A 13,698-nucleotide genomic window follows, 5' to 3' on the forward strand; every position below is an offset into this window, starting at 1 on the left:
CGTCCTCTCAGACGGCAGCGCCTTTGGCCGCCAGTTGCCGTTGCAGATCGGGCCAGATCCTGGCAACGGCTTCTTCGCCCGCCAGGATCGCCGCATTGCGCTGACTGAAGTCGCTGCCGCTCATGGCGGCGAGGTTCGGGCGAATGACGAAGTCGGCGTATTTATCGAGCTCGTAGGCCTTGATGGTCTGGCCCATGATCGTGAAGGTCTGCATCAGCACGTCGAAAGAGCTCTGCGTCAGCGCCGTTTCCGGACGCGCTGAAATATCCACCGCGATCACGAAGTCCGCACCCATCTTGCGCGCAAAAGCGGCCGGCACCGGACTCACCAGTCCGCCGTCCACATACTCGTGGCCGCCGATCTTCACGGGCTCGAAGATCGACGGCACGCTGCACGATGCACGCACGGCAATGCCCGTATTGCCGCGCTGGAAGAGGATCGGCTGGCCGGTTTTCAGGTCGGTTGCAACGATCCCGAGCGGTTTCGCCATCTTCTCGATCGGCTTGTTATGTGTGCCTTGCTAAGGCACGGTTGATTGGTCGGTGCAAATCCGACCCGGCCAACTCTCGCTCCGGCCGGAAGCACAAGGGGCGGTCCAGGAGGTAACAAATGGGCTGAAGCACTCTTTGAAAAGGCCTCGAAGGAGGTCAGCGGGCTCTGCGGGCCGCAACGTGAGTGAACACTGAGCAGGCCTCGAAAAATCGTTGTGGAAGCCGACTCGCCATAATAACGAGGAAGGCCGATGTCGTCGGAGAAGCGAGCGAGATACGCATCCGGCGGTTCCACCGGGGTAGTGGTGGCAGCACGCAGAGAAGCGATTAACCGTGCAACAAGGGAAGTCCGTGTCGGTGCGTGGCGGGCAGTCGCGCAACGGCAATCTCGTGAGAGATCGAGCCGGCCGCACGGATGGCGGATGGGGGCGTAGTAGTGATGAAGCCGGGTAACGCTGGTGGAGCCAAGGCCCCCTGTTTCAGAGCAAATGGCGGAAAGTGGAAAGAACCCAAGGATTGACGTGAGTCTACTAACCTTGCTTGATTCGGTTCGGACGCTACAGACCACATTGCAGACGAAAGCAAAGAACGAACCGGCTACGCGGTTCTACAGTCTGTGGGACAAGGTGTGCCGAGAAGATGTTCTGTTCGACGCCTATCGGCGCTGCCGCGCAAACCGCGGTGCGCCGGGAGTCGATCGAGAGCGTTTCGAGGATATCGAAGAACATGGACGAAACGACTGGCTGGAAAGATTGCAGCAAGAGTTAAAGGCCAAGACTTATCGGCCTCAGCCCTTGCTGCGCGTATGGATCCCCAAAGCTAGTGGTGGCGAAAGGCCACTCGGTATTCCAACTGTTCGGGACCGTGTGGTGCAGATGGCGGTATTGCTGGTAACAGGTCCGATCTTCGAAGTGGACTTGTTTCGCTGGCAATATGGCTTTCGGACGGGAGTGGACGCAAAGATGGCGTTACGGCGCATCCATTTCGGCATTGTCGATCGGGGTGCACGGGATGTTGTCGATGCTGACCTGTCTGATTATTTCAACACCATTCCGCATGGCGACCTGATGCGCTGTGTGGCTCGGCGTATAGCCGACGGCTCCGTGCTGTCGGTGATTCGCGACTGGCTAAACGCCCCTGTGATCGAACGCACATCGAACGGTGAGCGGCAATCCACGGAAGCAAAGGACAGTCATCGAGGCACACCGCAAGGTGGCGTGATATCGCCACTGCTCGCAAACCTGTACTTCCGGCGGTTCATGCTGGCTTGGTATGGCCACGGCTACGCCGATAAGTATCAGGCGGAAATCGTGAATTATGCCGATGACTTTGTGATCCTCTGTCGCGAAGGACGTGGTGAGGGAGCGATGGAAGCGATGCGGCACTTGATGGGAAAACTCGGCCTGACGGTCAACGAGAAGAAAACTCGGCTGGTGAAGTTGCCGGACGAGAGGTTTGACTTCCTCGGTTATACCGTCGGTCGCTTCTATGGTTTGGGAGGCCGTCCGTACTGGGGCACCCGGCCGTCGAAGAAGTCTATCAAGCGGCTGAAGGATGCGGTCCACGACGCCACAACTCGGCGTTGGAACGCCCTTGACGTAGAAAGTCGAGTCACGGAATTGAATCCGTTGTTGCGAGGTTGGGCCGGTTATTTTAATCAAGGCCCAGTGACGCGGATTTATGAAGATCTCGACCGGTACGTCGCGCGGCGCCTACGGGTCTGGTTGATGCGCAAACGCGGGAAGACGGGAACGGGGTACCGCCAATACTCTGACCAGTTCCTTTACGAATCATTGGGACTGATACGCCTCCGCACGCTTGCCGCCAACCGTTCGAACGCGAAGGTCTGATGTTCTGAAAGAGAGCCGGATGCGGGAAATCCGCACGTCCGGTTCGATGAGCGGGATGTGGAAACGGAGCTATGGTGAGGTTATTCGGGCACCGCCAGACGAAAGAGGCGGCAACAGACAAACCAACCCTACCGCCACCGCGCCACATCTCGACTCTACCGAGCGTCTTGTTCAGGTAATTCTGCAGCGCCACGCCTTGCAGGAAACCGCGCGTGCGAAACGGCATGGCCCAGTCGCTGATCGACGCTTCGTCCATGGTGAGCGCGAGTTTGTTGATGGCAATCCCGTTCATCCCCGATGCCGATAACGCCGCGATCACCGATCCCGCGCTCGTGCCGCTCAGCAGGTCCACCTTCACGTTGCGCGCTTCGAGCGCCTTGATCACGCCGATATGCGCGAACCCGCGCGCCGCGCCGCCGCCGAGTGCAAGACCGATGCGGACGGGTCGCTGCGGCGATGTCGCGACCGGCGAAGCCGGCGTGACGCCCGATGTCCCCGCTGAACTGGACGATGTTTGAGATGTGGTAGCCGTCGTGCAGGCGCTGAGGACCGCGGACGCGCAGCCGAGAGAGAACGCCCGGCGGGACAAGCCGGACAGGCGAGGCAAAGGGGGGAGCGGCGGGGAAAGCGGCGATTTCAAGGAGTTCTCCTGCTGTGCGGCGAACGAAGCGTATTTGAGCGGATCAAGCGGGAGGCGCGCGTCCGGTCGGCGGACCTGGCCGTTCGGATACGCCGTCCTGTAGCGGCGGACATGATAAAACATGATGACCGGCCGCCGCAGGTCGAAAGTCCCCGGCGGGTATAATTCCATCTCGCATTGAGCGCTTGCAGTGTTAATCAGTAACCGCGCGGAACACGGCGCGAAAACACTTTGCCCCAAGCCGTTCCCCGATGTATCGCCTGTCTGGCAGTCCGTGCCGGCATGCGCATTTGAGCTATCGAGCACACCGCACATGACCCAAGTCCGTACCCGTTTCGCTCCCAGCCCCACAGGCTTCATCCACCTCGGCAACATTCGCTCCGCGCTTTATCCGTGGGCGTTCGCGCGCAAGATGAAGGGCGTTTTCGTGTTGCGTATCGAGGACACCGACCTGGAACGTTCAACCGACGCATCCGTGGACGCCATTCTGGAGGGCATGGAATGGCTCGGCCTCGACTATGACGAAGGTCCGATCTATCAGATGCAGCGCATGGAGCGGTATCGCGAAGTGCTCAAGCAGATGCTCGACAAGGGCCTTGCATACCACTGCTACATGTCGACGGAAGAACTCGACGCATTGCGTGAACGCCAGCGCGCCGCGGGCGAAAAACCCCGTTACGACGGCACGTGGCGCCCCGAAGAGGGCAAGGTGCTGCCGCCCATTCCCGAAGGCGTATCGCCCGTGATCCGCTTCCGCAATCCGATTGGCGGCGTGGTGAGCTGGGACGACGCGGTAAAGGGCACCATCGAGATCTCGAATGACGAACTCGACGACCTGGTGATCGCGCGTCCGGACGGCACGCCCACGTACAACTTCTGCGTGGTCGTGGACGACCTCGACATGAAAATCACCCACGTGATTCGCGGCGATGACCACGTGAACAACACGCCGCGGCAGATCAACATCCTGCGTGCGCTGGATGGCGAGGTGCCGGTGTACGCGCACTTGCCGACCGTGCTCAACGAGCAGGGCGAGAAGATGAGCAAACGTCACGGCGCGGTTAGCGTGACGGGGTATCGCGACAGCGGTTACCTGCCGGAAGCGGTGCTGAACTATTTGGCGCGGCTGGGTTGGTCGCACGGCGACGCGGAAATCTTCTCGCGCGAACAGTTTGTGGAGTGGTTCGATCTCGACCATCTGGGCAAGTCCCCGGCGCAATACGATCCAGACCGTCTGAACTGGCTGAATGCGCACTACATCAAGGAAGCCGACAACGCACGGCTCGAGATGCTCACCAAGCCGTTCCTGGCGGACCTGGGCATCGATGCGGCCATGCTGGAACAAGGGCCGGCACTCGAGCTCGTGATCGGGTTGCTGAAGGATCGTGCATCGACGGTAAAGGAGATTGCCGAGAACGCCGCCATGTTCTATCGCGAACCCGTGATCGACCCGGCTGCGCTCGAGCAGCACGTCACCGACGCCGTGCGTCCGGCGCTGGCCGACCTGCGCCATGCACTGAGCGAAGTTGAATGGAACAAGGAGGCGATCTCGGCGGCATTCAAAGCCACGCTGGCGAGCCATAAGCTCAAGATGCCGCATCTGGCCATGCCCGTACGTCTGCTGGTCGCAGGCACCACGCATACGCCCTCTATTGACGCCGTGTTGATGTTGTTCGGACGCGAAACGGTGCTGGCGCGGCTGGAAAAGGGTGCCCCCTGATCCTGGCAACGGACGTGCTCGCGCCGGCAATTTGGAACGGGCACGAACGGTGTCTGATTCACGTGTCCGTTTTGCACCCTGAAGACGATTTATTTTCAGAAGCTGTGGCGAAAGGTATTTACAACTTCAATAGCCCCCTTTAAAATCTCGTTTCTGTTCTGCAAGGGGGGTATAGCTCAGCTGGGAGAGCGCTTGCATGGCATGCAAGAGGTCAGCGGTTCGATCCCGCTTACCTCCACCACGGAATAGAGTGAAGTCAGTTGAAACGCCAAGGCATCGTACAAAAAACACTTCACAAGGTACAAAAAGCTGTTTATAATGTCGTTCTTCGCTGATCACTGAAACAAACTGATTAAACGATTCGAATGATTAAGAAGTCGTTAATCATGGTTAATCAGAAAATAATCAGGGTTTAAGCGAAAATAGTAAAGACATTAACTGAAAAGTTTATGTCCCCTTCGTCTAGAGGCCTAGGACATCACCCTTTCACGGTGAGTACAGGGGTTCGAATCCCCTAGGGGACGCCAAAACATCGGCGGCTGCTAGAAGCGCTGCAAGCTTGATGAGTCGACCAACCTCTCAAGCCGATGAAAAGAAGTGGAGCGGTAGTTCAGTTGGTTAGAATACCGGCCTGTCACGCCGGGGGTCGCGGGTTCGAGTCCCGTCCGCTCCGCCAACGAGTTGTAAGAAAAAATCCAGCCTACGCTGGATTTTTTTCGTTGAGCGTCCGCTTTTCACGCTGGCGTGTTTTGCCCTGTTGAACACGCGCGACAAACGTCGTCAAAAGCGTGTGCCCGGAAAACTCTCCATTGCCAGCGGGCGCGAGCTGACTTAGTGTGGTGACCTGATTCAGTGCTTTTATCGCGCAATGCTCGATCCCACCGAAGCCCTCTCGCCGTTTATGCTGCGCCTCGCGTCGATGGACGATTTTTCGTTCGCCGAAGCGCTCACGCGCAACAACATGAACGGCTACTATCGACGCCACAACCTCGTGTGGCGCAGCGACCTGTTCCTCGGGAGCTGGCGGGAATCCGAAAACTTCGTGCTCGAGTGCGATGGCAAAGCCATTGGCGTGATGCGGGTGACCGAAGAAGACGAGTCGCTTCATATACGCGATGTTCAGGTCGTCGAAGGCTGGCGCCGCACGGGCGCAGGCACGTTCCTCCTGGACACGGCTCACCGATGGGCGCGCGCACGTGGATTGAAAGAAACGCAATTGCGCGTTTTCGTCGATAACCCCGCGGCCCGGCTTTATGTTCGAATGGGCTATAAGCCCGCGGGTTCTCGGCTCGCACAGTTCGGCGCGATCCGGCACATGGTGCGCAGCGTCTGACAAGCTGAATTAATCCCTTTCGTCAACGGTCCGCCACGTCGTGCGGCTCGCTATCGCGGACAAAAAACGCGCGTGGACTTTCGCCGAACGCACGCCTGAACATGGCTGAGAATGCGCTCTGGCTCTGATAGCCCAGCAGCAGCGCGACTTGCGCAAGCGGTCGTCCCTGGCTCAGCAACGGAATGGCGCGCGCCAGCACTGCCTGTTGCCGCCATTGCGAAAAACTCACGCCCAGCTCGCGACGGAACAAACGCGCGATCGTGCGCGTGCTTGCACCCACAAGCGTCGCCCAATGTTCGAGCGAATCGGCGGAAGCGGGGTCCTCCAGCACCGCTTCGCACAACGCGAGCAAGCGTTTGTCCGTGGGCATGGGGATGGAGAGGGGAAGGGGGCGGGATCGCGTGATCTCGTCGAGTGCGAGGGTTCCAAGCAGCCGCTCACGTTCGCGTGAGATGGATGTGTCATTCAGTGCGACCGCCACTTCGCGCAGCAGCGGCGATACTTCCACCACGCGACATGCATCGAGTCCTTCGGGCACGACGCTTTCATCGATATAAAGCGTGCGCAGGAACGCGTCTTCCACGATCACCACTTCATGCGTGACGTTGGGCGGTACCCAAATAGCCCGCGATGGCGGCACCATCCATGTAGAACCTTCTGCGGCGATCCGCAACACGCCGCGCGTCGTACACGCGACCTGCGCCCACGCATGCGTATGACGCGCGATCCGGACGCCCGCCGGCACGGGCCGCGAACGCACGCGGATGGGGTGTGCGGGCGTAGGCGACGATTCGGCCGGAATGTCGAGGTGCTCGACTTCCTCGGCGGTCGGGCTTTCTGTCTGCTGGCGGGCGTGTATAAGCATGCGGTCTCTCGACGAATTTCATCATGATAGTCAATGCAGTGCTGTTTCTGCTCTTGGCATAATGCGCTGGCTTGTCTGCAATCGATAATTCAAGGAATCAAGCGCATGCAACACGTATTCGTCTACGGCACGCTGCGGGCCGGGGAGAGCAATGACATTCACCGCGCGGCCGAGCGCAATGGCGTCGCGGACCCGGTGCTCGTCGGTTCGGGCCGTATCCATGGCCGGCTTTATGATTTCGGCGCATATCCGGGCGTGGTTCTTGATGCCGACGCCTCATCGGTTCATGGCGATGTTTATCGGATAGAAGATACGCTCGTTCCCGTACTCGATGAAATCGAGGAAGTCGTGCCGGGTATCAGCGGACTCTTTCGTAGTGAGCATATGCACGTGACGGTGGGGCTCGATGGACCTGCCGAGACGATCGAATGTCTGGTTTATCCGGTGAGCGACGCGGCCGTGCAGGGGCTGCCGCGTATCGATCATGGCGACTGGGTGAGGCACAGGCGAGCGCGATAACTCAGGGTTGGCTTGGGCGTTCTCCGATTCCGTTACTACAATGGAAGACCACACGGAGCGGCGGGGAGCCAGCCATGTTCAAGCACATTCTCGTTTCGACGGACGGGTCGATCCTGTCGCAGAAGGCCATCGACGGCGCGATCGACCTGGCGCAATCGGTGGGCGCGCGGATCACGGCCTACGCCTGCTTGCCGCTCTATCCGTATTCCCCTTTCGCCGATGTCGCGGTCGAACCGCCCAGCGACTTCCATGAGCGATCGGAAAGGGAGGCGCGCGAGCATCTCGCCGCGGTTGAAGCGGCTGCGGCCGCCGCGGGCGTTTCCTGCGATGCCGTGACGAGCGTCGAGTCGGCGCCCTACATCGGAATAATCGATATCGCCGAGCGTGATGGCTGCGATGTGATCTTCATGGCGTCGCACGGACGACGCGGGCTGGGAAGCTTGCTGATCGGCAGCGAAACGCAGCGCGTCCTGACGCATACGAAGATCCCGGTGATCGTGTATCGATAACGCCGCAGCGGGGCGTCGTCTATCTGTTTTCACGTGCAAGCGCGAGGAAAGCGAGGACGGCTCCACTGGTTTCGTTGGCACGACTTAACAGCATCAGATCCGCCGACATCTCCGTTTCTATGATCGGCCGGTAAGTCAGGTTTGGAATCGCGACGCGAGCAACCGGCGCGGGGACAATGGCAACGCCGAACCCTGCCCCTGCGAGCGCGAGCACCGTCAACGTGCTCGACACCCGATGCACCGCCTTGGACTGCGTACCCATTTGCGCGCTCAGCATCGCCACGCTCTTTTCGCCTTCATTGAGACCGTAAAGAATGAGCGTTTCGCTGACCAACGATTTCACCGATACGCGTTTCTTTTTCGCCAGCGGATGATCCTCTGCCATGGCGATCAGCAACGGCCACGCTCCGACCTTTTCCACGATGAGTCGCGGGTCTGGCGCCGAGCCCAGACTCGGGCTGTATCCGACATCGAGTTGGCCCGAAAGGATAGCCTCGCTCTGCAAATGCGGCGACATTTCGACCGGCTGCAATTCCGCATCGGGGTAGCGTTGGCGAAACGCGCGCAAGTTGTCTGTCAGCTTGCCGGTCACAACGGCGTTGCCCGCAAAGCCGACCCTGACCGTGCCGGTCTCGCCCCGCAGCGATCGCTGCACAATGTCTTTCGTGCGCTCGGCTTGCGCAAGCGTGCGCCGCGCTTCCACCAGAAGAAGGGATCCCGCCTGCGTGAGTTCGACTTTCCGGCTCGTGCGTACAAAAAGTGCGCCGCCAATTTCTTCTTCGAGCGAGCGTATTTGCATGCTCAACGCAGGCTGCACGATGTGCAGACGTTGTGCCGCGCGACCAAAGTGCTTCTCTTCTGCAACGGCAACGAAATAACGGAGATGACGCAGGTCCACGATCGATAACTCATCAGAAAAATTGATTAATCGATCATATCAATCTACTTAACGATACGGCTCCAATGCGTGACACTACGTTCACGTTGCGGCGATCGAGAATTCGCTGCCCACTCGCGTTAGAAGGAGATTGACTGTGCAAACGTACCTGGAAGACCGGCTCAGCATTGCAGATTTGATGACCGGATGGATTCACCGCGATCTCGCGCAATGGGACGAGCTGCGCGAACTGTTCCATTCTGACGGCACTATCGAGATCACCTGGTTCGACGGCCGCTTCAGCGATTTCGTCGATGGATCAATGAAAATGGGCGCCTCCGATTTGCGCACCAAGCATTTCATCGCGGGGCCGGTGGTCGAGTTCAACGGCAACAAGGCCATCGTCGAGACCAACGCAATGATCGTTGGCGAGAATGTTCGCCTTGGCTTGGGCTGCAGTTCGCACAACCGCTTCTACGATCGGGTCGAAAAGCGCAATGGCGTCTGGAAGATCGTGAGGCGCCAGAGCATTTACGACATGGGGTCGTTCACGTTCCCGCGCGGTATCGTCGAGATTGACGCAGCGGCCGTTGAAAAGCACCCGCGCGAATACGCACCGCTCGCTTATCTGCTCGAGAAAAGCGGCTTTCCTGTACAAAAGACCTTCGCCACCAAAGGTAGCGACCTGGAGAAGAGAATGAAGGCGGAAGGGCAGGCCTGGCTGGCGGGCTGAACAGCAGCGGTGTCAGCCACGTAGAAAAGGGCATACGGTTTTTGACCGTATGCCCTTTGCAAGCCTTAAACGTCAAGCCTCAAACCAAGCGTAGCCTTTTAAGCCACTTTTTCCTCGAAGAACTGTTCGTCTTCGGTAGAACCGTGCAACGCCGTCGTCGAGGCTTCTTTTTCGACCGCCTGCGTGACGGCATCGAAATACCCCGTGCCCACTTCACGCTGATGCTTCACAGCCGTGAATCCCTTTTCAGCCGCGGCGAACTCCGCTTCCTGCATTTCGACGAACGCGCTCATCTGGTTGCGCGCATAGCCGTGGGCGAGATTGAACATCGAATAATTCAACGCGTGGAAGCCGGCGAGCGTGATGAACTGGAACTTGTAGCCCATCGCGCCGAGTTCCTTCTGGAACTTCGCGATGGTCGCATCGTCCAGATTCTTCTTCCAGTTGAACGAAGGCGAGCAGTTGTATGAAAGCAGCTTGCCCGGAAATTCGCGATGAATCGCTTCGGCAAATTTTTTCGCATATGCCAGATCCGGCTTGCCGGTTTCGCACCAGATCATGTCGGCGTACGGTGCGTATGCAAGACCACGCGATACCGCTTGTTCCAGGCCCGGCTTCGTGCGGAAAAATCCTTCGATAGTGCGTTCACCGGTGAGGAAAGGCTTGTCGTTTTCATCCACATCCGATGTGACCAGGTCAGCGGCTTCGGCATCCGTCCGTGCAAGCAGGATCGTGCGCGTGCCTGACACGTCGGCGGCCAGTCGCGCGGCCGTGAGCTTGGCGACGTTCTCACGCGTCGGCACCAGCACCTTGCCGCCCATGTGTCCGCATTTTTTCACCGATGCCAACTGGTCCTCGAAATGCACGCCGGCCGCGCCGGCTTCGATCATTGCCTTCATCAGTTCGAACGCATTCAGCACGCCGCCGAAACCGGCTTCGGCATCGGCTACGATCGGCTGGAAGAAGTCGAGATAACCTTCCTCGCCGGGGTTCTTGCCTTCCGACCACTGGATCTGATCGGCGCGCGTCAGCGTGTTGTTGATGCGCTTGACGACGAGCGGCACCGAGTTTGCCGGATACAGCGACTGGTCCGGATACATTTCGCCCGCGACGTTCGCGTCGCCTGCCACTTGCCAACCGGACAAGTAGATTGCCTTCAGGCCCGCTTTCACTTGCTGCATGGCCTGGTTGCCCGTCAGCGCGCCGAGTGCGTTGACGAACGGCTCTTCATGGATCGATGCCCACAGTTTTTCCGCTCCGCGTTTTGCCAGCGTATGTTCCACCGGCACCGAGCCGCGCAGGCGCACGACGTCATCGGCCGAGTAGCTGCGCGTGATGCCTTTCCAACGCGGGTCCGTATCCCATTGCTTCTGGAGTTCCTGAGCTTGTTGTTGACGCGACATGGCGTTTCTCCTTTGATTGCTGATAAGTAACCGGATGGTCATCTGGCCGAACAAGCAGGGCGGTGCTGCTTCCTGTTGCTCAACTCTTATATAAGAGTCTAGTGAGATGAAGACATCCGATCCAGCCTTTAAACGGAGATTTCACATAAAAATAGTATATATAAATCATAAGGATGGAGCAGAAATTTCACATCGAGAAATGACCTCTTTCATCCTGAGATTCCGAAATTTGTGCCGTGCACCAACAATTTCGCCGCCCGCAACCTCTTTCCACATCGTGAAACGTCGACCACAGGCGAAAAAAAACCGATGCACGAGGGCATCGGTTTTTTTAATCGAACAAGGCGTGCAAGGCGCACGCCACGCTCTGGCTACATTTAGCTGCCACGACGCGGAGCGCGCGGGCCGTCATTGCGACGTGCTGCATAACCATCGCGCGAACCGCCGCCGAAGCCCGAACCGCCATCACGCGATCCACCGCCGCTGCGATAGCCGTCACGCGAACCACCGTCACGCGAGTCACGTGCACCAGCGCTCGCCGGCTTGTTGCCCCAGCCACCCGGCTTGCCCGTACCGCTGCTGCTGCCGCCGCCACTGCCAAAACGACGGCCTGCGGCAGCACCTGCACCACCGCCCGGACGGCCACGGCCGCCAAAGCCCGGACGACCACCGCCACCAGCGGGAGCCGAACGACGCGGTTCGAAGCCGACAATGACGCTCACTGCCAACGGCAGACGAACGAAACGCTCGATGCGCTTGAGCGCGCCTTGCTCTGCATGGTGCACGAGGCTGATTGCCGTGCCCGTACGGCCAGCACGGCCCGTACGACCGATACGGTGAACATAGTCTTCCGCGAACTTCGGCAGATCGTAGTTGAACACGTGCGTGATGCCGGGGATGTCGATACCGCGAGCCGCGACATCGGTTGCCACCAGCACGCGCACCTTGCGTTCACGCAGCGCACGGATCGTGCGGTTACGCGCGCCTTGCGGCAGATCGCCGTGCAGTGCAGCCGATTCAAAACCAGCGTCCGACAGACGGATAGCCAGTTGGTCAGCGTCGTTCTTGGTTGCCGTGAAAACGATAGCCTGGTCGAGGCCTTCATCGCGCAACAGATGGTCGAGCAGACGATCCTTGTGATCGCGGTCATCGACGTAATGCACTGTCTGCGCAATGTTGTTCTGTGCTTCGAGCTTTTGAATGATCTCGATGCGTTCCGGGTTCTTCAACAGGCGGCCGGTCAGCGAGCTGATCTTGCCGTCGATGGTCGCCGAGAACAGCAGCGTCTGACGCGAAGCGGGCGTAGCGGCAACAATGGTCTCGATGTCGTCGATGAAACCCATGTCCAGCATGCGGTCGGCTTCGTCGAGCACGAGCATTTGCAGTTGCGACAGGTCAATACGGCCGCGTTCCAGGTGATCCAGCAGACGGCCCGGCGTTGCAACCAGGATTTCCGGGTTCTTCGCGAGCAGCATCAATTGCTGGCCATAGGCAACGCCACCCAGGATGCTGACGGTACGCAGCCGGCGCAGGTGCTTGCCGTACGTGGTTGCAGCAGCGGTAACCTGCATGGCGAGTTCGCGCGTGGGCGTCAGAACCAGCATGGTCGGACGAGCGACCGGCTGCTGGCGGCGTGCCGGACGCGCGTTCGGGTCATGCGGCTCACGGGGAGTTGCGGCCTTGGTTTTTTCGAGTTGCGAAAAACGTTCGATAGCCGGCAGCATGAACGCTGCCGTCTTGCCCGAACCGGTCGGGCTGGACACCAGCAAGTCACGGCCGGCGAGCGCTGCGGGAATTGCGCGCTGCTGAACCGGGGTCGGTACTTGATAGCCGGAAGCGGTCAGCGCAACGACGATCTCGGGCGACAGGCCGAGCGACTCGAAGCTCGGGCCAGTCTGCACAGCGATTGCGGCGGCGACAGGCGCTACTGATGAAATGGGGGTGGGAGCAGCCGGCGAAGCAGATGCTGCGGGCATGGCGGGTGTATCGGCGCCTAGTGCCTGTGCAGCGATGGAGTCCAGCGGGCTGTTGGTGTTGCTCGAAGTCATGTCGATCCTTGAAACGGGGAATAAGGCGTGTGGCGCCAATCGGCATACCCAAGTCGTCAGATTCAGCGAGCAAAGAAGCAGCGAGCAAATCGAAAAACGGGGGCAGCTCGCAACAATGAAGGCGAGCTTTTCGTTAGAAGCTGTATCGGATTCGACAGGCCGAGGCGGCGTTGTCGTCAGCCTGATGCATGATCGGCCGAAGAAGGCCTAGCAGGGAGGGGACAGTTTCTAAACTGGATTGGAGCAAAACGCTACGAGGCGCCGCGCTGCGTGCGATGAACTGACCTCAAACATCAATTCACCCGGTCACAGTGAAGCGCAGGCAACAGTATATCGGGAATTGTTGCGCTGCGCCAGATTTTAAGACAGTTTGATTCGATTGGCGCTTCACCCGCTGCAAAGTTGCGGGCGTTCTTACCAGTGCTTACGCAGATTCGCCATTTTTCAGCGATTCCACCAGTTCCACGTATTGCTGCTTGGCCGTGTCCTGCGATGTGCCAGTTAGCGCTGACCAGGCATCGTACTTGTACTTCCCGACAATATCGGCGAAACCGGGCTTGTCGCCGTCCGCATCGCCCACGCTGCCTTGCTTGAACAGCGCGTAAAGGCGCAGCAAGGTGAGATTGCCCGGACGTTCAGGCAAATCCTTGACATCGGCCTGGGCTTTTGCGAACTGCGCATCGATATCGCTCATTCTTGGTCTCCGTGAT

At 59.2% G+C, this 13,698-nt stretch carries 11 protein-coding genes, 3 tRNA genes and 2 pseudogenes; 9 read left to right on the forward strand and 7 right to left on the reverse strand.

Annotation, left to right across the window (positions count from 1 at the left end):
• Nucleotides 1–7 precede the first annotated feature (7 nt).
• Nucleotides 8–511: pseudogene (locus AX768_RS05500) on the reverse strand (patatin-like phospholipase family protein); the annotation flags it as partial.
• Nucleotides 512–1,012: 501 nt separating this feature from the next.
• Here AX768_RS05500 and ltrA point away from each other — a divergent pair.
• On the forward strand, nt 1,013–2,341 hold the full coding sequence (ltrA, locus tag AX768_RS05505; protein WP_197672647.1) for a group II intron reverse transcriptase/maturase: 1,329 nt from the start codon (nt 1,013–1,015) through the stop codon (nt 2,339–2,341).
• Nucleotides 2,342–2,501: 160 nt separating this feature from the next.
• Here the strand turns inward: ltrA and AX768_RS31905 are convergent.
• Nucleotides 2,502–3,094: pseudogene (locus AX768_RS31905) on the reverse strand (patatin-like phospholipase family protein); the annotation flags it as partial.
• A 200-nt stretch (nt 3,095–3,294) separates the two neighbouring features.
• On the opposite strand from AX768_RS31905, the gene gltX reads away from it, so the two are divergent.
• The 5 genes from gltX to AX768_RS05540 all read left to right on the forward strand — a co-directional run bounded on the left by gltX (nt 3,295) and on the right by AX768_RS05540 (nt 6,034).
• Nucleotides 3,295–4,701, forward strand: a complete 1,407-nt coding sequence (gene gltX, locus AX768_RS05520) for a glutamate--tRNA ligase (protein WP_061999116.1) — start codon at nt 3,295–3,297, stop codon at nt 4,699–4,701.
• Nucleotides 4,702–4,866: 165 nt separating this feature from the next.
• Nucleotides 4,867–4,942, forward strand: a tRNA-Ala gene (locus tag AX768_RS05525).
• A gap of 210 nt (nt 4,943–5,152) precedes the next feature.
• Nucleotides 5,153–5,228, forward strand: a tRNA-Glu gene (locus tag AX768_RS05530).
• A gap of 72 nt (nt 5,229–5,300) precedes the next feature.
• Nucleotides 5,301–5,377, forward strand: a tRNA-Asp gene (locus tag AX768_RS05535).
• A gap of 192 nt (nt 5,378–5,569) precedes the next feature.
• Complete coding sequence (locus tag AX768_RS05540) at nt 5,570–6,034, forward strand: GNAT family N-acetyltransferase (protein ID WP_056352642.1); 465 nt, start codon at nt 5,570–5,572, stop codon at nt 6,032–6,034.
• Nucleotides 6,035–6,056: 22 nt separating this feature from the next.
• On the opposite strand, the gene AX768_RS05545 is transcribed toward AX768_RS05540, so the two are convergent.
• Nucleotides 6,057–6,899: an AraC family transcriptional regulator gene (locus AX768_RS05545; RefSeq protein ID WP_061999117.1), complete on the reverse strand. Its 843-nt coding sequence runs from the start codon at nt 6,897–6,899 to the stop codon at nt 6,057–6,059.
• A 105-nt stretch (nt 6,900–7,004) separates the two neighbouring features.
• Here AX768_RS05545 and AX768_RS05550 point away from each other — a divergent pair, with 105 nt between their 5' ends.
• Entirely contained in the window at nt 7,005–7,418 is a 414-nt protein-coding gene (locus tag AX768_RS05550) for a gamma-glutamylcyclotransferase family protein (protein WP_061999118.1), read from the forward strand.
• A 74-nt stretch (nt 7,419–7,492) separates the two neighbouring features.
• Complete coding sequence (locus AX768_RS05555) at nt 7,493–7,927, forward strand: universal stress protein (RefSeq protein ID WP_061999119.1); 435 nt, start codon at nt 7,493–7,495, stop codon at nt 7,925–7,927.
• A 19-nt stretch (nt 7,928–7,946) separates the two neighbouring features.
• Here AX768_RS05555 and AX768_RS05560 read toward each other — a convergent pair whose 3' ends face one another.
• Nucleotides 7,947–8,825, reverse strand: coding sequence for a LysR substrate-binding domain-containing protein (locus tag AX768_RS05560; protein ID WP_061999120.1), 879 nt, complete (start codon nt 8,823–8,825; stop codon nt 7,947–7,949).
• 136 nt (nt 8,826–8,961) lie between these two features.
• On the opposite strand from AX768_RS05560, the gene AX768_RS05565 reads away from it, so the two are divergent.
• On the forward strand, nt 8,962–9,537 hold the full coding sequence (locus AX768_RS05565; protein WP_061999121.1) for a nuclear transport factor 2 family protein: 576 nt from the start codon (nt 8,962–8,964) through the stop codon (nt 9,535–9,537).
• 98 nt (nt 9,538–9,635) lie between these two features.
• Here the strand turns inward: AX768_RS05565 and aceA are convergent, their stop codons facing one another.
• From aceA to AX768_RS05585, 3 genes are all read right to left on the reverse strand, one after another.
• Entirely contained in the window at nt 9,636–10,940 is a 1,305-nt protein-coding gene (gene aceA / locus AX768_RS05570) for an isocitrate lyase (RefSeq protein WP_061999122.1), read from the reverse strand.
• Nucleotides 10,941–11,317: 377 nt separating this feature from the next.
• Complete coding sequence (locus AX768_RS05575; protein WP_061999123.1) at nt 11,318–12,988, reverse strand: DEAD/DEAH box helicase; 1,671 nt, start codon at nt 12,986–12,988, stop codon at nt 11,318–11,320.
• 424 nt (nt 12,989–13,412) lie between these two features.
• Complete coding sequence (locus AX768_RS05585; RefSeq protein WP_061999125.1) at nt 13,413–13,682, reverse strand: acyl-CoA-binding protein; 270 nt, start codon at nt 13,680–13,682, stop codon at nt 13,413–13,415.
• Nucleotides 13,683–13,698 lie beyond the last annotated feature (16 nt).

Origin of the sequence: Burkholderia sp. PAMC 28687 (assembly GCF_001577465.1) — a bacterium.
Lineage (GTDB): Bacteria > Pseudomonadota > Gammaproteobacteria > Burkholderiales > Burkholderiaceae > Caballeronia.

Coding starts and splice junctions, on each gene's coding strand:
- AX768_RS05540 (WP_056352642.1), top strand. CDS start 5,570: ATGCTCGATCCCACCGAAGCCCTCTCGCCGTTTATGCTGCGCCTCGCG.
- AX768_RS05550 (WP_061999118.1), top strand. CDS start 7,005: ATGCAACACGTATTCGTCTACGGCACGCTGCGGGCCGGGGAGAGCAAT.
- aceA (WP_061999122.1), bottom strand. CDS start 10,940: ATGTCGCGTCAACAACAAGCTCAGGAACTCCAGAAGCAATGGGATACG.
- gltX (WP_061999116.1), top strand. CDS start 3,295: ATGACCCAAGTCCGTACCCGTTTCGCTCCCAGCCCCACAGGCTTCATC.
- AX768_RS05545 (WP_061999117.1), bottom strand. CDS start 6,899: ATGCTTATACACGCCCGCCAGCAGACAGAAAGCCCGACCGCCGAGGAA.
- AX768_RS05575 (WP_061999123.1), bottom strand. CDS start 12,988: ATGACTTCGAGCAACACCAACAGCCCGCTGGACTCCATCGCTGCACAG.
- AX768_RS05585 (WP_061999125.1), bottom strand. CDS start 13,682: ATGAGCGATATCGATGCGCAGTTCGCAAAAGCCCAGGCCGATGTCAAG.
- AX768_RS05555 (WP_061999119.1), top strand. CDS start 7,493: ATGTTCAAGCACATTCTCGTTTCGACGGACGGGTCGATCCTGTCGCAG.